Source organism: Streptomyces silvisoli, from assembly GCF_029269905.1.
GTDB classification, from domain to species: Bacteria; Actinomycetota; Actinomycetes; order Streptomycetales; family Streptomycetaceae; genus Streptantibioticus_A; species Streptantibioticus_A silvisoli_A.
Genome location: NZ_JARJBC010000010.1, coordinates 155,325 through 175,321, shown reverse-complemented (window position 1 = coordinate 175,321; position 19,997 = coordinate 155,325). Strand labels below are relative to the sequence as shown.

The 19,997-nt window shown below is 70.8% G+C and carries 17 protein-coding genes and 1 riboswitch; of the genes, 7 read left to right on the top strand and 10 right to left on the bottom strand.

Annotation, left to right across the window (positions count from 1 at the left end; all coding sequences use genetic code 11):
- Positions 1–3: 3 nt before the first annotated feature.
- A complete protein-coding gene (locus tag P3G67_RS18190; RefSeq protein ID WP_276094385.1) occupies positions 4–1,455 on the bottom strand; it encodes a glycine hydroxymethyltransferase in 1,452 nt (483 codons plus the stop codon).
- Between the two features lie 36 nt (positions 1,456–1,491).
- Positions 1,492–1,582, bottom strand: a riboswitch (ZMP/ZTP riboswitch).
- A gap of 194 nt (positions 1,583–1,776) precedes the next feature.
- Between P3G67_RS18190 and rocD the strand changes: the two genes are divergently transcribed.
- Positions 1,777–2,991 (top strand): ornithine--oxo-acid transaminase, encoded by a 1,215-nt coding sequence (gene rocD / locus P3G67_RS18185; protein WP_276094384.1) that lies wholly within the window; start codon positions 1,777–1,779, stop codon positions 2,989–2,991.
- Between the two features lie 138 nt (positions 2,992–3,129).
- Here rocD and P3G67_RS18180 read toward each other — a convergent pair whose 3' ends face one another.
- Positions 3,130–5,424, bottom strand: a complete 2,295-nt coding sequence (locus P3G67_RS18180) for an FUSC family protein (protein WP_276094383.1) — start codon at positions 5,422–5,424, stop codon at positions 3,130–3,132.
- 214 nt (positions 5,425–5,638) lie between these two features.
- On the opposite strand from P3G67_RS18180, the gene P3G67_RS18175 reads away from it, so the two are divergent.
- The 3 genes from P3G67_RS18175 to P3G67_RS18165 all read left to right on the top strand — a co-directional run bounded on the left by P3G67_RS18175 (position 5,639) and on the right by P3G67_RS18165 (position 8,535).
- On the top strand, positions 5,639–6,517 hold the full coding sequence (locus tag P3G67_RS18175; protein WP_276094382.1) for a hypothetical protein: 879 nt from the start codon (positions 5,639–5,641) through the stop codon (positions 6,515–6,517).
- Positions 6,518–6,818: 301 nt separating this feature from the next.
- Entirely contained in the window at positions 6,819–7,664 is an 846-nt protein-coding gene (locus tag P3G67_RS18170) for a papain-like cysteine protease family protein (RefSeq protein WP_276094381.1), read from the top strand.
- A gap of 13 nt (positions 7,665–7,677) precedes the next feature.
- Positions 7,678–8,535 (top strand): hypothetical protein, encoded by an 858-nt coding sequence (locus tag P3G67_RS18165; protein WP_276094380.1) that lies wholly within the window; start codon positions 7,678–7,680, stop codon positions 8,533–8,535.
- 66 nt (positions 8,536–8,601) lie between these two features.
- Here P3G67_RS18165 and P3G67_RS18160 read toward each other — a convergent pair whose 3' ends face one another.
- A complete protein-coding gene (locus P3G67_RS18160) occupies positions 8,602–9,090 on the bottom strand; it encodes a carboxymuconolactone decarboxylase family protein (RefSeq protein ID WP_276094379.1) in 489 nt (162 codons plus the stop codon).
- A 155-nt stretch (positions 9,091–9,245) separates the two neighbouring features.
- Between P3G67_RS18160 and pdxR the strand changes: the two genes are divergently transcribed.
- Complete coding sequence (gene pdxR / locus P3G67_RS18155) at positions 9,246–10,619, top strand: MocR-like pyridoxine biosynthesis transcription factor PdxR (protein WP_276094378.1); 1,374 nt, start codon at positions 9,246–9,248, stop codon at positions 10,617–10,619.
- A gap of 46 nt (positions 10,620–10,665) precedes the next feature.
- Here pdxR and P3G67_RS18150 read toward each other — a convergent pair whose 3' ends face one another.
- The 7 genes from P3G67_RS18150 to P3G67_RS18120 form a co-directional block, all read right to left on the bottom strand.
- Positions 10,666–11,628, bottom strand: coding sequence for an ABC transporter substrate-binding protein (locus tag P3G67_RS18150; RefSeq protein ID WP_276094377.1), 963 nt, complete (start codon positions 11,626–11,628; stop codon positions 10,666–10,668).
- Positions 11,629–11,636: 8 nt separating this feature from the next.
- Positions 11,637–13,589 carry an ABC transporter permease gene (locus P3G67_RS18145; RefSeq protein ID WP_391858288.1) on the bottom strand — a complete coding sequence of 651 codons (1,953 nt, stop codon included), beginning with the start codon at positions 13,587–13,589 and terminating at the stop codon, positions 11,637–11,639.
- Between the two features lie 5 nt (positions 13,590–13,594).
- The gene (locus P3G67_RS18140) at positions 13,595–14,665 is read right to left on the bottom strand and encodes a quaternary amine ABC transporter ATP-binding protein (RefSeq protein WP_276094376.1); all 1,071 of its coding nucleotides are present in this window, start codon (positions 14,663–14,665) and stop codon (positions 13,595–13,597) included.
- Positions 14,662–16,212, bottom strand: coding sequence for a GMC family oxidoreductase (locus tag P3G67_RS18135; RefSeq protein WP_276094375.1), 1,551 nt, complete (start codon positions 16,210–16,212; stop codon positions 14,662–14,664). Before P3G67_RS18135 ends, P3G67_RS18140 begins: the two co-directional genes overlap by 4 nt.
- A 62-nt stretch (positions 16,213–16,274) precedes the next feature.
- Positions 16,275–17,777: an aldehyde dehydrogenase family protein gene (locus P3G67_RS18130; protein ID WP_276094374.1), complete on the bottom strand. Its 1,503-nt coding sequence runs from the start codon at positions 17,775–17,777 to the stop codon at positions 16,275–16,277.
- Between the two features lie 200 nt (positions 17,778–17,977).
- Complete coding sequence (locus P3G67_RS18125) at positions 17,978–18,259, bottom strand: hypothetical protein (protein ID WP_391858282.1); 282 nt, start codon at positions 18,257–18,259, stop codon at positions 17,978–17,980.
- 99 nt (positions 18,260–18,358) lie between these two features.
- Positions 18,359–18,658, bottom strand: coding sequence for a DUF6415 family natural product biosynthesis protein (locus P3G67_RS18120; protein WP_276094372.1), 300 nt, complete (start codon positions 18,656–18,658; stop codon positions 18,359–18,361).
- A gap of 241 nt (positions 18,659–18,899) precedes the next feature.
- Here P3G67_RS18120 and P3G67_RS18115 point away from each other — a divergent pair, with 241 nt between their 5' ends.
- The gene (locus tag P3G67_RS18115; RefSeq protein WP_276094371.1) at positions 18,900–19,712 is read left to right on the top strand and encodes a helix-turn-helix domain-containing protein; all 813 of its coding nucleotides are present in this window, start codon (positions 18,900–18,902) and stop codon (positions 19,710–19,712) included.
- Positions 19,709–19,960 carry a DUF397 domain-containing protein gene (locus P3G67_RS18110; RefSeq protein ID WP_276094370.1) on the top strand — a complete coding sequence of 84 codons (252 nt, stop codon included), beginning with the start codon at positions 19,709–19,711 and terminating at the stop codon, positions 19,958–19,960. Before P3G67_RS18115 ends, P3G67_RS18110 begins: the two co-directional genes overlap by 4 nt.
- Positions 19,961–19,997 lie beyond the last annotated feature (37 nt).

Sequence of the window (19,997 nt, the reverse complement as noted above, 5' to 3'; positions counted from 1 at the left end):
CCGTCAGCTCAGGTCGATGCCCGGGTAGAGCGGGAACCCGGCGAGCAGTTCACTGGCCCGGCCCGCGACCCGCTGGGCCACGGCCGGGTCCAGCGTGTACTTGGCCTTGGACGGCTTGCCGTCCGCGCCGGAGCCGGGTGCGGTGGCGGCCAGCACGGTGTCGATCAGCTCGGCGATCTCGTCCATCTCGGCGCCGCCCAGGCCACGGGTGGTCAGCGCGGGGGTGCCGATCCGGATGCCGGAGGTGTACCAGGCGCCGTTGGGGTCCTGCGGGATGGAGTTGCGGTTGGTGACGATGCCGCTGTCCAGCAGCGCGGCCTCGGCCTGGCGGCCGGTCAGGCCGTAGCCGGAGACGTCCAGCAGCACCAGGTGGTTGTCGGTGCCGCCGGTGACCAGTCGGGCGCCGCGCTTGAGCAGGCCCTCGGCCAGCGCCTGGGCGTTGTCGACGATGCGCTGCGCGTAGTCCCGGAAGCCGGGCTGCCGGGCCTCGGCGAGCGCCACCGCCTTGGCGGCCATCACATGCGGCAGCGGACCGCCGAGCACCATCGGGCAGCCGCGGTCCACGTGCTCGGCCAGCTCGGAGTCGCACAGCACCATGCCGCCGCGCGGGCCGCGCAGCGACTTGTGGGTGGTCGTGGTGACGATCTGGGCGTGCGGTACCGGGTCGAAGTCGCCGGTGAGCACCTTGCCCGCGACCAGGCCCGCGAAGTGCGCCATGTCGACCATCAGCGTCGCGCCGACCTCGTCGGCGATCTCGCGCATGATCCGGAAGTTCACCAGCCGCGGGTACGCGGAGTACCCGGCGATGATGATCAGCGGGCGGAACTCGCGGGCGGAGGCGCGCAGCGCGTCGTAGTCGACCAGGCCGGTGGCCGGGTCGGTGCCGTAGGAGCGCTGGTCGAACATCTTGCCGGAGATGTTGGGGCGGAAGCCGTGCGTGAGGTGGCCGCCCGCGTCCAGCGACATGCCCAGCATCCGCTGGTCGCCCAACTCGCGGCGGAGCGTCGCCCAGTCCGCCTCGGTCAGGTCGTTGACGTGCCGTACTCCGGCCTTGTGCAGGGCCGGGCTCTCCACCCGCTGGGAGAGCACCGCCCAGAAGGCGACCAGGTTGGCGTCGATGCCGGAGTGCGGTTGTACGTAGGCGTGCGCGGCGCCGAAGACCTCGCGGGCGTGCTCGGCGGCGAGCGCCTCCACCGTGTCGACGTTGCGGCAGCCGGCGTAGAAGCGGCGGCCGACGGTGCCCTCGGCGTACTTGTCGCTGAGCCAGTTGCCCATGGCCAGCAGCACCGCCGGGGAGGCGTAGTTCTCGCTGGCGATGAGCTTGAGGGACTCGCGCTGGTCGGCGAGCTCGGCGCGGATGGCGTCGGCGACGCGCGGCTCGACGCCGCCGATCACGTCGAGGGCGGAGCGGTAGGCGATCGTCTCGGTGGTCGGGGCACTCGGCTCTGCGGCCATGGGGACTCTCCTGAGGGCGTACGGACAGCTCTGCGTTGCGACGGCCCAGGCGCACGGCTCCCTGTTACTACCCGAGCCGCTCCCCGATGGTCATTCCCATCCCAGCGCGCCAGTCACGGCCCGTCCTGAGCCTATCGCCTCCGGCGCTCGATCTTCCGGGGCCGCCTCCGAAGACTCCCGGCCCACCGGGGCACAGGAGGAAAATCCGCCGCGACGGCGGGCAACTCCACGAAAGTGTGCCGCCGCCGGGGTTCCGGGCCGCACACTTGAGGCGGCAAGCTGCTGCCTCGTCGTGTGAGACGTGTGACGAGAGGAGCCCGTATGACCACGCACGCCACTTCCGCGGAGCTGATCCGGGAAGCCGACGCGCGCAGCGCGCACAACTACCACCCGTTGCCCGTAGTCGTCGCGACAGCGGAAGGCGCCTGGATGACGGATGTCGAGGGCCGTCGCTACCTGGACATGCTCGCCGGGTACTCGGCGCTCAACTTCGGCCACCGCAACCAGCGGTTGATCGACGCGGCCAAGGCCCAGTTGGACCGCGTCACCCTCACCTCCCGCGCGTTCCACCACGACCAGTTCGCCGCGTTCTGTACGGAGCTGGCGGACCTGTGCGGCATGGAGATGGTCCTGCCGATGAACACCGGCGCCGAGGCCGTGGAGACCGCGGTCAAGACCGCCCGCAAGTGGGGATACCGGGTCAAGGGCGTGCCCGACGGCCAGGCCAAGATCGTGGTCGCCGGCGACAACTTCCACGGCCGGACCACCACCATCATCAGCTTCTCCACCGACGAGGAGGCCCGCCGGGACTACGGCCCCTACACCCCCGGCTTCGAGATCGTGCCGTACGGCGACGCGGCCGCGATCGACGCGGCGGTGGACGAGCGCACGGTCGCCGTACTGCTGGAGCCGATCCAGGGCGAGGCCGGGGTGCTGGTGCCGCCGCCCGGCTACCTCGCCGAGGTACGGCGGATCACCGAGCGGCGCGGCACGCTGTTCATCGCCGACGAGATCCAGTCGGGCCTCGGCCGCACCGGCCGCACCTTCGCCTGCGAACACGAGGGCGTCGTGCCGGACATGTACGTCCTGGGCAAGGCGCTCGGCGGCGGTGTGGTGCCGGTCTCCGCCGTGGTGTCGTCGAGCGCGGTGCTCGGCGTGTACCGGCCGGGCGAGCACGGTTCGACGTTCGGCGGCAACCCGCTGGCCTGCGCGGTGGCCCTGGAGGTCATCGCGATGCTGCGGACCGGTGAATTCCAGCAGCGCGCCGCCGAGTTGGGCGCCCATCTCCACCGGGAGCTGGGCGCGCTGGTGGGCGGCGGCGCCGTGCAGGCGGTACGCGGCCGGGGCCTGTGGGCCGGAGTGGACATCGCGCCCGGGCACGGCTCGGGCCGGGACGTGTCGGAGGCGCTGATGGAGCGCGGGGTGCTGGTCAAGGACACGCACGGCGCCACGATCCGCATCGCCCCGCCGCTGGTGATCTCCAAGGAGGACCTGGACTGGGGCCTGGAGCAGCTGCGCACGGTGCTCGACGTGTAGCGCCGCTCCGGCGGATCCTGGCCCGCCGCGACCGTCTCGGCGGCGCCGCGCCAGGGGAGTTGCTCAGGTCGCTTGTGGACTTGGGGACTTGGGGACTTGCCCCTGCGAGAAGACCCGCCGCAACCACGGCACCCGTGGTCAGGATCCGCTCGGGAGGGTCTGAACCGCCTTGCCTCCCCGGTCGCGGGTCTCGGCCACCGGAACGCCCAGCGGCCGGGCCAGGCCGACCACGCCCTCGTGCAGCCGTTGCAGATGCCGCAGCACCCGGAACGTCACGGAACCGGGCTTCGGCCCGACCGCCTCCGGCCCCTCCAGCATGGAGGCCACGCTCGCGCCGGACTCGACCTCGCTGGTGGCGTTCTCGTCCTCCAGGTGCTCGATGAGCACGTCGATGTTGCGCCGGATGCGCCGACCGGCCCGCTCAAGCCGCGGGTCGGCGGCGATCCGGGTGCTGCTGGGTACGAGTTCGGCGGTGGCCGCCAGACTGCGCGCGTGGTACGCGCAGGTCTCCAGCAGCGCCACCAGATAGCGCGCGGTACGGCGGCGCACCCGCAGCGGGGTGATCGGGTGCGTCAACGGCCGGGTGGAGCGCCGCAGGTTGTCCAGCGCGCTGTCCAACTCCCGTGCCAGGTCCAGCAGATCGGCCGCCGGACCGCCGCTGAGCTGCTCGACCGCGGCCGAGCTGACCTCACCGAGCTTGTCGAGCACCTCCCGCAACTGCCGGTCGGTGTGGTGGTGCGTGCGCACCGGCAGGACGAACAGCGCGGCGATGATGCCGCACGCGGCGCCCAACGCGGTCTCCTCGATGCGCAGTTCCAGCACGGCGATGCTGTAGGTGCTCAGCAGCGTGTAGAGCAGGCCGAGCATCGCGGTGAGGAAGAACGACATCAGCACGTACGACAGCGGCGCGGTGAAGAACGCGCCGAACACGCAGAGCAGTACGAGGGCGAACGCCGTCCAGGTGTGGTGGCCGACCAGTCCGGCGAGCACCACACCGGCGATCACGCCGATGACCGTGCCCAGCAGCCGCCGGTAGCCCTTCACCAGGATCTCGCCGGTCGAGGAGGTGTTGAGGAAGACCACCCAGCAGGTCAGCACCGCCCAGTACCAGCGCTGGCTGGACAGCAGTTCGCCGCCGGCGATGGCCAGCGCCGAGCCGACACCGACCTGGAAGGCCGCCCGGGTGGTGGGCCGTTGCAGCCCGGCCAGCGTCTCCTCGGGCTCCTCCTCCCGGACGATCGCCACGTCCTCGGCGTCGAACTCCTCGCGGGAACGGGTCGTCTCCGGGCTGTCGTCCGTCTCGTCCTGCGGGCCGTCCAGTGCCAGCCGTAGGCCCAGCACCGCTCGCGCGGCCTCACCGACGCCGCGGAACGCGTCCTGTACGGCGAGCGAGGCGCGCGGCAGGTTCTCGTCCTCCCGGTAGTCCAGCAGGCGGTTGCGGATCACGGCGAGGCCGGTGCCGCGGTCGTTCGGGGCGAGGCGGCTGATCAGCAGGTGCAGTCCGGCGAGGTCGCGGCGGAGCCGCCGGGTCGTCTCGTCCTCCACCGGAGCCTTCGCCGGGGCGTCCAGTGCGGGGGCGTCCGGCAGGTGCAGGGTGAGGGTGTCGGCGCTGTCGAAGTGCCGGGCCTTGAGCAGCAGTACGCCGAGGCGCTCGGCGGCGATCTCGGCGTCGGCGACGCGGCGTTGCAGCAGCGCGGCGGAGGTGGCGTCGCGGGTGCCGTCCTCCAGCCGCCCCTGGATCATCAGCGCGCACTCGTGCAGGCGGGCCGTCTGCCGCCGCAGGTCGTCAACCGCCTTGTCCAGCTTGTCCGGTGCGGTCTCCCCCACCAACGCCATCTGTGCTTCCACCACTTGGGCCAGACGCGCTCTGAACGCCCTGCGCAGCCGCTGCAACGTGGACTCGGGCGTGGCCCGTACCAGTACGAACCGCGCCACCGCCGCGCAGCAGAACGCGGCGAACAGCGTTCCGTAAAGCTGCGGCAGCGTGGCGACGCGGGCGTGCACGAACAGCGAGACGAAGTAGACCTGGAAGCCGATGAGGCCGAGCGAGGTGCCGCGGTCGCCGAACCGGCGTACGTAGACCGCGGCGAAGATCAACGCCACGAAGAACAGGTCGCCGATGATGACGTAACGATTCAGCAGGGCGCCGAGGGACATAGCGGCGAACGCGGTGGGCAGCCCCCAGGCGAGGGTGACCGCCTGGTCCCTGGGCAGCGGCTCGCTGATCGCGAACGTCGCGACCATGGCCGCCATCGCGCCCGCGACGAGCAGGCTCACCGGGATCTGGAACGCGGCCAGCACCGCGAGGGTCAGCACGATGGACGCGACGGTGCGGAGTCCGGCCATCAGCCGGATCAGCCCCGGGTCGGACGCGACGAACCGGTCCCACACCTCGTCCCACGCCTGCCGTACCCGTTGAAGTGCTTCTGCCATTCCGCCCTCCGCGCGAAGCCCGCCTCGCGCGGACCGCCGACCAGCGATGATCTATCGCGTACAGCTTCCCACGGCTACCGCCGTAGCTGCGGAAATATCCTTCCGGTAACGGCGGCCTGACGACCGGGCCCGCCGCGGCGGCGGAAGGTGGCGGTGCCGTCACCGTGGCAGGCGCCGCCCGGCAGGCCCTCGGGCGCCGCGTAGAGTCCAGTGCGTGGTTCTGGGATTGTTGTGTGCGCTGGGGGCGGCGGTCTGCTTCGGCACCGCCTCCGTTTTTCAGGCTGTCGCGGCGCGGCGGGCCGCTACCGGGGAGGACTCCGCGGGGGTGGACCCCCGCCTGCTGGTGCGCGCGTTGCGGCAGTGGTGGTACGTGGTCGGGCTGGCGTTGGACGGCGCGGGGTTCGGACTGGAGCTGGTCGCCCTCCGTACCGTGCCGATCTACGCGGTCGGTGCCGCGCTGGCGGCAAGCCTCGCGGTGACCGCGGTGGTCGCCTCCCGGCTGCTCAAGGCACGCCTCGGCAAGGCGGAGTGGGGCGCCGTAGCCACCGTCTGCCTGGGCCTCGGCCTGCTGGCCGCCGCCTCCGGCGCGGAAGGGCACAGCTCCGGCAGCCCGGAACTGCGCTGGGGCGTGCTCGCCGCCGCGGCGCTCGTACTGCTGGCGGGCCTGGCCGCCGGATGGCTGCCGGAACGCGTGCGGGCCGCCGCACTCGGTCTCGGCGCGGGCTTCGGCTTCGGCGTGGTGACCGTGGCGGTACGGCTGGTGCCGGACTTCAACATCATGGACATGCTCACGAACCCGGCGACCTACGCGGTGCTGCTCGGCGGAGCCTCGGCGTTCATGCTGCTGACCACCGCGCTCCAGCGCGGTTCCGTGACGGTCGCGACGGCGGGCATGGTGATCGGCGAGACGATCGGCCCGGCGCTGGTCGGCGTGCTCGCCCTGGGCGACCGCACCCGGGCGGGCCTGGGCGGCCTGGCCGTCGCGGGCTACGCGCTCGCCGTGCTCGGCGCGCTCGCACTGGCCCGCTTCGGCGAAGGCGGCGCGGAACCAGCGGCCGACACGTCGGCGACGAAGGTCGGCGCGGAATCCTGAGACGGTCCGTCGAGTACTACCGCCAGTAACCAACAGACAGAACACAGACAACGTCCGCAGTCGCGGCCCCGAATCCCCTGGCCTGGGGTTCGGGGCCGCGACTGCGTTCGTCACAGCCTGCGACTACTCCCCTTCATTTCACGGATATTGACGGAGAGTCATTGCCTCGCGGTGTTCGGGTGCTGTAGTAATTCCCCGCGCGGGGCGGCGAGTTGGTCCGCCCGGCACAGGTACGCGTCGCACGCCGTTTCCTGCCGTTTGGCGTGCGCGTGTCTTCCCCCACGCCCGAAAGAGTCCTTCCATGCACGCTTCCCGCTTCTCCCTGCCGGGCAGAGCATTGGCGGCGGTCGCGGCATCCGCGCTCGCCGCCGTACTTCTGCTCAGCGGCGGCGGCCGCGCCCAGGCCGATTCCCCGACCGGTACCGTCGTCGGCGGCCAGGGCAATTACCGCACCATCAACGAACGCCAGGCGCCGCGCCTTTCCGCGCAGATAGTCGGTCAGGCCACCGTGGGCGGCACCGTCTCCATGACCTGCCAGGTACAGGGCGACACGGTGGAGAACGACGCCCGCTGGATCTGGTCCGCACCGGGGTCCTTCTACATAGCCGACGCGTTCATCTCGGAGAACACCGACAACCTGCCCGTCTGCTCGTCGCGGCCCGACGTGCGGGTCACCCTGAACATCGCGATGCAGAAGCAGGTCCAGGACGAGTGGTGCTGGGACGCCTCCGGCCTGACCATCGCGGACTACTGGGGCTACACCCAGTACAGCCAGAACGACTTCTGCCGCCTGGCCGCCCAGAACGGCAACCTCAGTTGCGATGACCAGCCGGCGACGCTGGACGACATGGCCAACGCCTGGTCCAACATGGGTTTCACCAGCACCGGTTACGACCTCTACCGCAGTGCGTCCTTCTCCGAAACCGGCAAGGAGATAACCAGCGGACGGCCGTTCGCCGTCCGTATCGGCTGGCGTTCCGGCGGTGGCCACATGAACGTCGTCTACGGATACGACCCGTCGTCGCAAATGATCGCGGTCGGCGATCCCTGGCCGTCCACCCAGACCTACACGTGGTGGAACTACAACGACTACGTGAGCAACTCGTCGTTCCAGTGGACTCATAGCCGTGTCGGGATCTACAGCTAAAGGCGGGCGGCAAATGCACAACAGTGACGGTAAAAGAAGAAGAATTCCACGACTGGCCCGCGACCTGTCCCTCGCTTCACTCTCCGTGACGGCGCTTCTGCTCGCCGTATGCCCCCAGGCCCAGGCCGCCGACGGCCCCGCGGGCGTTCCGAACTACCAGGGCGCGCGCCAGGTGTTGCGGTCGGCGCGGGTTCACGACACCGTCTCCCGGTTCCTCAGCGCCACGGCGAACGTCGGCGCCGACGGCGGCCAGCAGGACGCGCCGATGAACGCGGGAGCGCGCGACAACCAGCAGACGTTCAGCGTCAACGACCCGGTCGCGCTGTACGAGATCACGCCCGGCTTCGTCACCGGGAAGGCCCGCCCGACCGCGGCGGGTGCGCTGCGGCTGTCGTATCTGGCCGCACTGGTGCGCGGGGCGGGCGGTCACCAGGCCACCGTGCTGCTGTCCGCCGGGCCCAGGGGCACCGCCTGGCAACTGGCCGGAGTGCGCGACGGCGGTGGTGACATCGGCTACGCCGACCAGGCCACGGCGGACTCAACGGTCTTCACCGAGCCGCAGATCCACGCCTGGTACCGCCTCAAGGGCGGCAGTGTCCAACCGCTCAACCAGGAGGCGGTCGCCGCCTTCGGCGGCAAGCGGACGATGTCGCTCGGCGCGTACCAGCAGCTGGTGCACGGCCGGTACGCCGACAAGCTGCCGGGGTCGGCCTACGACCGCAAGGGCCTCGCCGGGGGCTACGGCCTCGCCGCCCCGGCGCGTCCTTCCGCGGGTCCCGATCCGGCGCTGCTGGGCGGCTCGGGCGCGGCCCTGGCACTGGTGGCGGTGGGCGGCACCGTCGCCGTACGCAGGCGGACCCGGTCCGCCTGACACCCGGCGTGCCCATGTCCCGCCACGGCGCGGCGGGGCATGGCCCCCGCCGCCGTGGGGGCCGGGCTACGCGTGGCGGTGGGCCGGGGACAGGCGGGACGCCACACCGATGCGGTTCCAGGCGTTGATGACGATGGCCATGCCCATCACCCGGCTCAGCTCCTGCTCGTCGAAGACCTTCGCCGCCTCGTCGTAGACCTCGTCGGGGACGCCGTGCTCGCCCAGGTGGGTGATGGCCTCCGTCAGCGCGAGAGCGGCGCGCTCGCGGGCGGTGAAGAACGGCGTCTCCCGCCAGACCTGCACGCCGAACACCTTCTGCTCCGACATCCCCTGGCTCCGCGCGTCACGGGTGTGCATGTCGAGGCAGTACGCACAGCCGTTCAGCTGCGAGGCGCGGATCTTGATCAGTTCCCTGATGTCCGGGTCGAGCCCGTCCGACGCGGCGCGGTCGAGCGCGACCATCGCCTTGTAGAAGTCGGGCATGAGCTTCGCCAGCGCGATCCGCTGGGTGGGGGCCGGGACCAGGGCTTCTGCGGGGTTCACCGTTGTCGTCATGACATCCACCGTAGGTGCGCACTGGTATGCGCGCATGGTCCACTTGTGATGTGTTTGAACGGGCCATTCAACCGCACGGTTCTGACCGGTGTGGCAGGCAGCATGACAGCGGTACGAGCGATTCAGACCCCTCTGGTCATGGACTTGACCTGCATTTGGAACTTCGCTCTGGCGGTGGGCTGCGCAGCGGCCTGGAATCCGCGCTGCGCAACGCGGTACGCGACGGACGCCTCGCGCCGGGCACCAGACTGCCCTCGTCCAGAGCCCTCGCCCGGGACCTCGGCCTGGCCCGCAACACCGTCGCCGACGCGTACGGACAGCTGGTCGCCGAAGGGTGGTTGACGGCACGCCAGGGCTCCGGGACCCGGGTGGCGCCGGGCGCCCGCCCGCAGAAGCCGGTGTCGACATCGGTCGCGCTGGCGTTCCCGGGGCTGGCCGCCGGTGACCACCTGCCGTACGACCTGCGGCCCGGCTCGCCCGACCTGTCGTCCTTCCCGCGCACCGCGTGGGTCGCCGCCACCCGGCAGGCGATGGCCAAGGCGCCGCACGACGCCTTCGGCTACACCGATCCGCGCGGCCGGGTGGAACTGCGGGAGGCGCTCGCGGAGTACCTCTCCCGGGTGCGGGGAGTACGGGCGAACCCGGACCTGATCCTGGTCTGCACGGGCTATGTGCAGGCCATCGGCCTGCTGGGCAGGGCGCTCACGGAACTCGGCGGGCGGCGGATCGCCGTGGAGGCGCTGGGGTTCCCCGACACCCGCACCGTGCTGCGGGAGTCCGGTCTCGCCACCGTGGAACTGCCGGTGGACGAGTACGGCGCCGACGTCGGCACGCTGTCCTCGCTGGCCGCGGAGGCGGTGCTGCTGACGCCCGCGCACCAGTTCCCCTCCGGGGTGGCGCTCTCGCCGGAGCGGCGTACGGCGGCGGTGGCGTGGGCGCATGCCAGCGGGGGCGTGGTGGTCGAGGACGACTACGACGGGGAGTTCCGGTACGACCGGCAGCCGGTCGGAGCGCTCCAGGGGCTTGATCCGGCCAATGTCGTGTATGCGGGGACCGCGAGCAAGAGCCTGGCGCCGGGGGTTCGGCTTGCGTGGCTGGTGTTGCCCCAGCGGCTCATGGAGCCACTGGTGCGGCAGAAGCGGCTCGCCGACCGGCAGTCACCGGTCGTCGATCAGTTGACGTTGGCGGAGCTGATCGCCGGCGGCGCGTACGACCGGCATGTGCGGCGGATGCGGTCGCGGTACCGGCTGCGGCGGGACCGCCTCGTCACCGCGCTGGCGGCGCGGGCGCCTGGGGTACGGGTCTCCGGCATCGCTGCCGGACTGCACGCGGTCATCGAACTGCCTGACGGCTACCCGCCGGAGGCGGACCTCATCAAGCGCGCGGCGCAACTGGGCCTGGCGGTGACGGGCATGCGGATGTACGGCGCGACGGGCCAGCGCCCCGCGCTGGTCGTGGGATACGGCACCCCCCCGGAACACGCCTTCGCCGGCGCGCTCGACGCCCTCTGCACCACGCTGGCGCCGTAGTTTCCGCCCGCCCACCCAGGCAAAACGGGTGGGCGGGTGGGAAGAACTACTTGGGCAACCAGGCCCGCCACACGTCCGGATGGGCGTCAACCCACCGCTTCGCCGCCGCCTCCGGCGACAGCTTCTGCTCCGCGATCATCTGCGAGACCTCGTTCTGCTCGTCCTTCGTCCAGTGGAAGTTCTTCAGGAACTGAGCAGCCTTCCCCCCGTGCTTGGCGAAGTTCGCGTTCAGGTACTTCTGCAACGGAGTCGTGGGGTAGGCGCAGTCGATGTCCGCGGGTGCCTTGGCGCCACAGGCGTCCGTGTGCGGCGGGAGTTTCACCTCCACCATCGGCACTTCGTTGAACAGCCACTGCGGCGTGTACCAGTACGTCAGGAACGGCTTCCTGTCCTTGGCGAACTGCTTGATCTGGGTGATCTGCGCCGCCTCGGAACCGGCGAACACCGGCTGGTAGTTGAGGTGGAGGTTCTTCACCAGCGCCTTGTCGTTGGTGACGTAGGACGGCGAACCGTCAAGCAACTGCCCCTTGTTGCCGCTCTCCGCGGTCCGCATCAGATCCGCGTACTTGTCGAGGTTCCGCCAGTCGAGGATGTCCGGATGCTCGTCGGCGAGATACTTCGGCACCCACCAGCCGATGTGCCCGGTGACCCCCTCGCCCCCGGCGGAGACGATGGTCTTCTTCTCCTGGACGTACCGCTTCTCCTGGTCGGGGTGCCCCCAGTCCTCCAGGAGCGCGTCCACGCGGTCCTGGCTGAGCGCGTCCCACGCGGGCACCTCGTCCACCTGGACGGTGTCCACCCGGTACCCCAGCTCGTGCTCCAGCAGGTACTGGGCGACCGCCACGTTGGCCTGCGAGCCCACCCACGACTGCACGGACAGGGTCACCGTCTTCGCACCGGAGGCGTTCGCGTACGGCGAGGTCTGCTTGGTCATGTCGGCCGCACCGCAGCCCGTGGCGGTGACCAGCACGCCACCCGCGAGCAGCGCGCCCAGCAACTTCCTACGCATGATCACCATCACCGTCCCTTCGCGGAGGCGACCGGCTGCGTCACCCGGTCCAACATCAGCCCGAGGCACACGATCGCCGTACCGCCGATCAACCCGGTGGCCAGATCGCCCTGGGCGAGCCCGAAGACCACGTTGTAGCCGAGCGCACCGCCGCCGATCATGCCCGCGATGACGACCACCGCCAGTACCAGCACCACCCCCTGGTTGACCGCGAGCAGCAACGCGGGCCGGGCGAGCGGCAGTTGCACCTGCCGTACCTGCTGGCCTCCGGTCGCGCCCAGCGACCGCGCGGCCTCCATCGCCCCGGGGTCCACCTGCCGCAGGCCCTGCGTGGTGATCCGCACGACCGCCGGTACCGCGTACGCCACGGCCGCCGCCGCGCCCGCGGCCCGGCCCGCGCCGAACAGCGCGACGACCGGGATCAGATAGACGAACTGCGGCATGGTCTGGAAGACGTCCAGCACCGGCCGGAGCAGCGCTTCGAACCGACGGCTGCGCGCCGCCGCGATGCCGATCACGATGCCGACGACGAGCGTCACCGCCAGCGCGGCCAGCACCTGCGAGAGGGTGTCCAGCGAGACGCTCCACACCCCGAGCACGCCGATCGCCGCCATCGCCAGCACGGCGGTGAGCGCCGTGCGCCAGGTACCGATCAGCCAGGCCAGCGCGCCCACGACCAGCAGCACCGACCACCACGGCAGACCCTGAAGGCCGTCGCGCAGCGGGTCGAGGACCCAGGTGGTGAACCCGGCCGCCCAGTCGGCGGTCCCGCCGATCACCGGAACGCCGGTGTTGAGGTGCCCGGTGATCCAGCCGACGACGCTGTTGACCGGTGCCGCGATGCTGACCGTCCAACTCCCCGGCCAGGAAGCCGAGTCGAGCAACCGTCCGACGAGCGCGCACCCGGCGATCGCCGCGGCGAGCACGCTCCACACGACCCAGCCGCGCCCGAACCGCTCGCGATCGGATCCGATCCGCGCCCCGGCGGCCGCAGTCGTGCGGTCGAGCACGACGGCGAGCAGCACGATCGGGATGCCCGCGGCCAGCGCGTTGCCGACGTCGACGGTGGACAGCGCCTGGTAGACGCGGTCGCCGAGGCCGCCCGCGCCGATCACCGAGGCGATCACGGCCATCGACAGCGCCATCATGATCGTCTGGTTGACGCCCAGCAGCAGCTGCCCGCGGGCCAGCGGCAGCCGCGCGGTCAGCAGCCGCTGCCGCCCGGTAGCCCCCAGCGAGGTGACCGCCTCCAGCACGCCGGAGTCGGCGCCGCGCAGCCCGAGCGCGGTGAGCCGGGCCATCGGCGGGGCCGCGTAGACCACGGTGGCCAGCACCGCGGGCGGCACGCCGATGCCGAAGACCCAGACGAACGGCAGCAGATAGGCGAACGCGGGGAGCACCTGCATGGTGTCCAACACCGGCCGCAGCACCCGGAACATCCGGTCCGACAGCCCGGCGGCAAGACCGAGCAGCGCGCCCACGGCGACCGAGGCGAGCACGGCCACCACCATCAGCGCCAGCGTCTGCATGGTCGGCACCCACATGCCGAGCGCCCCGCAGGCCAGCAGCGAGACCAGCGCGGTGAGCGCGACCCGCCGCCCGGCGAACCGCCAGGCCAGCAGCGTCGCCGCGGCGGTCACCCCGGTCCAGCCGAGGGCCAGCAACAGGAGGTAGACACCGCGTACGGCGTAGCCCACGCCGTAGCTGACGTAGCCGAAGAAGTAGAGGAAGACCGGGCTGCTGTCCCGGTTGTCGATGATCCAGTTGCTGGCCTTGCCCAGCGAACCCGACGGGTCGACGGTCAGCGCGGCGGGCCAACTGCCGCTGCCCCAGCGCGAGTCCACCAGCGGCACCACGACCGCCGCGACAACGGCGAGCAGCACCAGCTTGGCGAGCCCACGCCGCCGTGCCACCAACTCCCGGACGGAACCGCCGACGGGCTTGGCCGCGGCCGTACTCACAGCACTCACGCGACGGCCTTCTCAGTCGGCGCACCCGAACCGGCGCTCTCAACCCCCGCCACCACCGCCAGCAGCACCTGGTGGTCCACGACCCCGAGGCAGCGCGCGCCCTCGACCACCCGGACCGGACCGCCGGTCCTGGCCACCGCCTCGATCGCCTCGCTGACCAGGGTCGTTGGGGCCACCGCGGGACCGCTGTCGGCCTCACCGCCCACGGCGGGCCGCATCGCGCGGCGCACCGTGAGGACCTGCTCGCGCGGCACGTCCCGGACGAAGTCGCGCACGTACTCGTCGGCCGGGGAGCCGACGATCTCCTCCGGGGTGCCGCACTGCACGATCCGGCCGGCGCGCATCAGCGCGATCCGGTCGCCGAGCCGCAGCGCCTCGGACAGGTCGTGGGTGATGAAGACCATCGTACGGCCCTCCTCCCGGTGCAGGCGGACGACCTCCTCCTGCATGTCCCGGCGGATCAGCGGGTCGAGCGCGCTGAACGGCTCGTCGAACAGCAGCACTTCGGGGTCGACGGCGAGCGCCCGGGCGAGCCCGACGCGCTGCTGCTGGCCACCGGAGAGCTGGCCGGGGCGTCGGCCCTCAAGGCCCGCCAGGCCGACCTTCTCCACTATCTCGCCGGCCTTGGCCCGCCGTTCCGCCTTGCCCGCGCCCTGGATCTCCAGGCCGTAGGCGACGTTGTCCAGCACCGAGCGGTGCGGCAGCAGGCCGAAGTGCTGGAAGACCATGGCCGCGCGGTGGCGGCGCAGCTCGCGCAGCCGGGCGGTGTCCATGCCGCGCACGTCCTCGCCGTCGATGGCGATCCCGCCGGAGGTCGGCTCGATCAGCCGGGTCAGACAGCGCACCAGGGTGGACTTGCCGGAGCCGGACAGGCCCATGACGACGAAGACCTCGCCCTTGCGCACGTCGAAGGAGACGTCCCGTACCGCGACCGTGCAGCCGGTGCGCTGCCGCAGGTCCTCGCCGCTCAGGTCGGCTTCGGGGGATCCGGGGATCCGGTCGGCCTTGGGGCCGAAGACCTTCCACAGGTTGCGGACGGCGAACACCGGGTTCGTGGAGTCGCTCATCGGGCATCACCGCCTCGGGTCGTGGTCGCGCCGAGCAGTTCGGCGGCCTTCTCCCCCACCATCAGCACGCCGATCATCGGGTTCACCGCGGGCATCGTCGGGAAGACGGACGCATCCGCGATACGGACGCCGTTCAGGCCTCGGATCCTCAACTGCGGGTCGACGACGGCGAGTTCGTCGTCGTCGGCGCCCATCTTGCAGGTGCCCGCCGGGTGGTAGACGGTGTGCGCGACCTTGCGGGCGTACTCGGAGATGTCCTGGTCCGAGGTGACCTCGGGACCCGGGCAGACCTCGCGCTTGAGCCAGCTGGCCAGCGGCTCGGTCCTGGCGATCTCCCGGGCGATGCGGATGCCGTCGACCAGGGTGCGTCCGTCGTAGTCCTCGGGGTCGGTGAAGTACCTGAAGTCCAAGGCGGGCTTGACCGACGGGTCCGCGCTGGTCAGGTAGAGACGGCCGCGGCTGCGCGGCTTGGGGATGTTGGGGGTCATCGACACCCCGTGCGGGGGCTTTTCGTAGCCGAGGCGCTCGGGGTTGTCGGTGAACGGGATCTGGTAGAAGTGGAACATCAGGTCGGGGCCCTTGGAGTCCGGGTCCCGGCGGACGAACAGGCCCGCGTCGGAGTCCATCGCGGAGTTGTCCGGGATCGGCCCGTCGGTCTCCCAGACGATCACCGACTCGGGGTGGTCCAGCAGGTTCTCGCCGACGCCCGGCAGGTCGTGCACCACGGGTATGCCCAGCGCCTCAACGTCCTGCTTCGGGCCTATGCCGGAGTGCATCAGCAGCCGCGGGGTGTCCACCGCGCCCGCGCACACCAGCACCTCGCGGGCGGCCCGGACGAGGATCTCCTCGCCGTCCTTGGTGCGCACCCGCACACCGGTGGCCCGCTTGTCGGCGTCCAGTTCCAGCTTGTACGCCCAGGTCTCCAGCATCAGGTGGAGGTTGCCTCGGTCGAGGAAGGGGTGCAGGTAGGCGACCGACGCGGAGGACCGCCTGTTGTTCTCCGGGTGGTACGCCAGGTCGAAGAAGCCGACGCCCTCGTGGAACGGCTTGCGGTTGAAGCCCTCGACGCGCGGCACGCCGATCGCCGCCTGGGCGGCGTCGATGAAGTCACGGGCGATGGCGTTCCGGTCCTTCTCGTCCACCGCCACGATGTTGTTCCGCAGCCGGTCGAAGTACGGGTCCATGGCCGCCGCGTCCCAGCCCTCGGCACCGGCCTGCGCCCACTCGTCCCAGTCGGACGGCAGCGGCTTGAAGCTGATCAGCGTGTTGTGCGAGGAGCAGCCGCCGAGCACCCGGGCGCGGCTGTGCCGGATGTGCGAGTTGCCGCGCGGCTGCTCGGTGGTCGGGTAGTCGTAGTCCAGGTCGCCGCCGAGCAGTCCCAGCCAGCGGCGCAGCGTGAGCACGTCCTCGCGGTCGACGTCGGACGGCCCGCCCTCGATCACCGCGACCTGGACCGAGGGGTCCTCGGTGAGCCGGGAGGCGATGACGGATCCTGCGGTGCCGCCGCCGATCACGACATAGTCGTAAACGTGGTCATTCACGGGCATGGGGGTACTGCTCCTCTGGTGCGGTGGTGCGTGAACTCGGGCCCTTTGGAACGGTTCGGCGGTCAGCCGCCGAACCAGCGGACCGGGCGCGGCGCCAGGTTCTGGTAGATGTGCTTGGGCTCGCGGTACTCGTTCAGCCCGGACGGGCCGAGTTCGCGACCGATGCCGGACTTGCCGAAGCCGCCCCACTCGGCCTGCGGGAGGTACGGGTGGTAGTCGTTGATCCACACCGTTCCGTGCCGCAGCCGTCCGGCGACCCGCCGGGCGCGGCCCGCGTCGGTGGTCCACACCGCGCCCGCCAGGCCGTACTCGGTGTCGTTGGCCAGCGCCACCGCCTCGTCCTCGGTGTGGAAGGTCTCCACTGTGAGGATCGGCCCGAAGGTCTCCTCGCGGACCACGCTCATCTCGCCATGGCAGTGGTCGAGGACGGTCGGCGAGTAGAAGTAGCCGGTGGCCGGGCGGATCTGGCTGGGCTCGGGGCGGGAGCCACCGCAGCGCAGGCTGGCGCCCTCGGCGAGCGCCGCCGCGACGTAGCGTTCCGTCTTGGCGAGTTGGGCCGCGGACACCAGCGGGCCGCACTCGACGCCCGGCTCGGTGCCCCGGCCGAGCTTGATCCGCTCGGCGCGGCGGGCGAGTTCGGCGACGAAGCGGTCGCGCACCGAGTCCTCGATGATCAGCCGGGCACCGGCCGAGCAGACCTGGCCGCTGTGGATGAAGGCCGCGTTCAGCGCCTGGTCGACGGCGGTGTCGAAGCCCTCCTCGGTGGCGCAGGCGTCGGCGAAGACCACGTTCGGGTTCTTGCCGCCCAGCTCAAGCGCGACCTTCTTCACGCTGGCCGCGGCGGCCTCCATCACCTTGGTGCCGCTGGCCAGACCGCCGGTGAACGAGACCAGGTCCACGTCCGGGTGCTCGGCCAGCCGGGCGCCCACCGGGTCGCCGGAGCCGGTGACCACGTTGCCGACTCCGGCCGGAAGCCCTGCCTCCACCAGCAGCTTCATCAGGTGCACGGTGGACAGCGGGGTGACCTCGCTGGGCTTGATGACGAAGGTGTTGCCCGCCGCCAGCGCCGGAGCGATCTTCCAACTGGCCTGGAGCAGCGGGTAGTTCCAGGGCGTGATCATCGCGCACACGCCGACCGGCTCGTAGACGACCACGCTGTGCACGTCGGGCGATCCCGCGTCCACCACACGGCCGCCGCTCTCGTTCATCACCAGGTCGGCGAAGTAGCGGAACGCGTTGGTCACGTCGTCCACGTCGACGCGGCCCTCTTCCAGGGTCTTCCCGGTGTCCCGGCTCTCGGTCAGCGCGATCGCCTCGCGGTCCCGCTGGAGCAGGTCGGCGACCCGGCGCAGCAGCGCGGCCCGCTCGGCGACCGGCGTCCGCGGCCAGGCCCCCTCGTCGAACGCCCGGCGGGCCGCGGCCACCGCCGCGTCCGTGTCGGCGACGCCGCCCTCGGCCACCAAGGCCAGCGTCTTCGCGTCTGCGGGGTCGAGGACCTCCCGCTGCGCGCCGGACGCGGCGGCCTGCCACGCCCCGTTCACATGAATGGTCTCGACTGCCGACACGTCTGTTCTGCCTTCCAATGTCCGATTTGCACAAGCTGGCTGACCAGCAGCGAACCCCTAACCGGAAGGCGCATACGTATGCGTGTTTTCTTGAAAAGAGTGACGCTAGTCACCTTTCCGCCATTGCGCGGCGGCCGATCCTGCCGGGGCGGCCGGAGCCCCCGTCACGTACTCCCCGGCCGCCCCTTCGGAGGGATGGTTCAGCGGTTGGTCCACAGGTTCCAGAAGACACTTCCGTTGGCGCACTGGTACTGGTCCCACGCACCGCGCTGGACGCCCTGCTGGCCGTCGCTGTTGCAGCCGTCGAACGTCCAGTACTTGCCGCGGTCGATCCATCCGGCCGGGGCCTGGTCGCTGTGGTGTGCCACCACGGCGTGGTGCCGCGGGACGGCCTGGGCGGCCGGTGCGACGAAGCCGAGGCCCGCCACGGCGGCCACGCCGGCGGCCAGCGCCGCGGTCTTCCGAATGAGCACGGATGCCATTGTTTTCCCCCTTGGTCTCGGTGCTGCTGTGACCTTCACCAGCTACACGAGCGAGGGGGCGCCCTCGTATGACACCCGTGTCCATGATTTTTTTCGGCGCTACGCCGTCAGGCGTTTGTGGTGCAGCAGCAACGCCTGGCAGGCTCGCGCCAGTTGCTGTGCGTGCAGGACGGCGGACGCCAGTCCCGTCCCGGTGTCGCCGCGCAACTTCCGCCGGGCCTCCGCGATTCCGGCCAGCGCCAGCGTGCGGCACAGGTCGTCCTTCGGCTGCGCGCATGCCAGCGTCTCCACCTCGGGGATCAGCAGCATGATGTGCCCACGCAGGCACAGGACGAGTTCCTCGACCTCCTCGTACCGGGGGTAGGCGGCGCGGTCGCCCAGGACCGTGTGCACGGTCATGGCGATTGTCTGCACGTCCACCGGCGCCGCGTCTGTAAACGTCCTCTCTCCGCCAACTCCCGGCAGGGGAACCGGCATTCGATCGGGTGGGCTTTCAGCGTTCATGCCCCGAGGCTGCCCTGGTCAGGGCTACGGTTTCGAGATCCACGCAGGGTACGGGGCCGCTGACGCGCTGTGCGGTGGATCTGTGCGGTGGTTGCGCGGTGCGCGCTTCGTGCTCATCGATGAGGGGAGAATCGTGATGAGCGACGGCAACACACCTGTGAGCTTGCGGATCATCGGCACCCAGGTCAAGGCCCTACGGCTACGAGCCGGGCTCACCCAGGCTCAACTCGGTAAGAAGGTCGGGTACTCGGAGTCCCAGATCCGCAGTATCGAGTCGGGACGAAGGACCCCGAAGCCCGACCTTCTCGTTCGGTTCGAGGAGTTGTTCAAGGTGCCGGGGGTCTTCACGTCGGTGGCGGACGAGTTGCTGAAGGAGCCGCACCCGTCCTGGTTCCAGCCGTTCGCGGATGTGGAAGCGGAGGCTGTCGCTCGATGCGCATACGACTGCCAGCTCATCAACGGCCTGCTGCAGACCGAGGCCTACGCACGTGCCGTACACGAAGAACACCGCCCGGCCCTGGACGACGGTGAGATCGAGGTTCGAGTCGCTGCCCGAATGGCCCGACAGAGACTCCTGACTCGCGTGCCAGCTCCATCCCTCAGCTTCGTCCTCGAAGAGGTACTGCTACAACGCCCCATCGGTGGCGAACGGGTCATGCGCGAACAGTTGGAGCGCTTGGTGGAAGTTGCTCAGATGCGGCACGTCGAACTCCAGGTGATGCCTACCGAACGCACAGGGCACGCCGGACTCGAAGGACCGTTGTTGCTGGTCGAACCACCCGACCAGGAAATGCGCGCGTACCTGGAAGTCCAGAACACCGGCCGCCTGATCACTGACCGCCCAACCGTCAGCAAGATCGCGCAACGGTATGCGATCCTGCGAAGCCAGGCCCTTACACCTGATGAATCGGTCAGCTTTATCAAGCAGTTGGCAACGGGAGCGACATGAACGAGCTCGTTTGGTTCAAATCCAGCTACAGCGGCGGAGGCGGCGGCGAGTGCGTCGAAGTCGCCTACGACTGGCGGAAGTCCAGCCACAGCGGGGGCGAAGGCGGCCAGTGCATCGAGGTCGCCGCGCACCCCGCCACCGTCCACGTCCGGGACTCCAAGGACAAAGCCGGTCCCGTTCTGGACTTCACCCCCGAACAGTGGTCCGCCTTCGTGGAGTTCGCCCGCGCGTACCCCACCGTCGTCTGAACACGGTGAAGTGGCCGCCCCCACGCGGGGGGCGGCC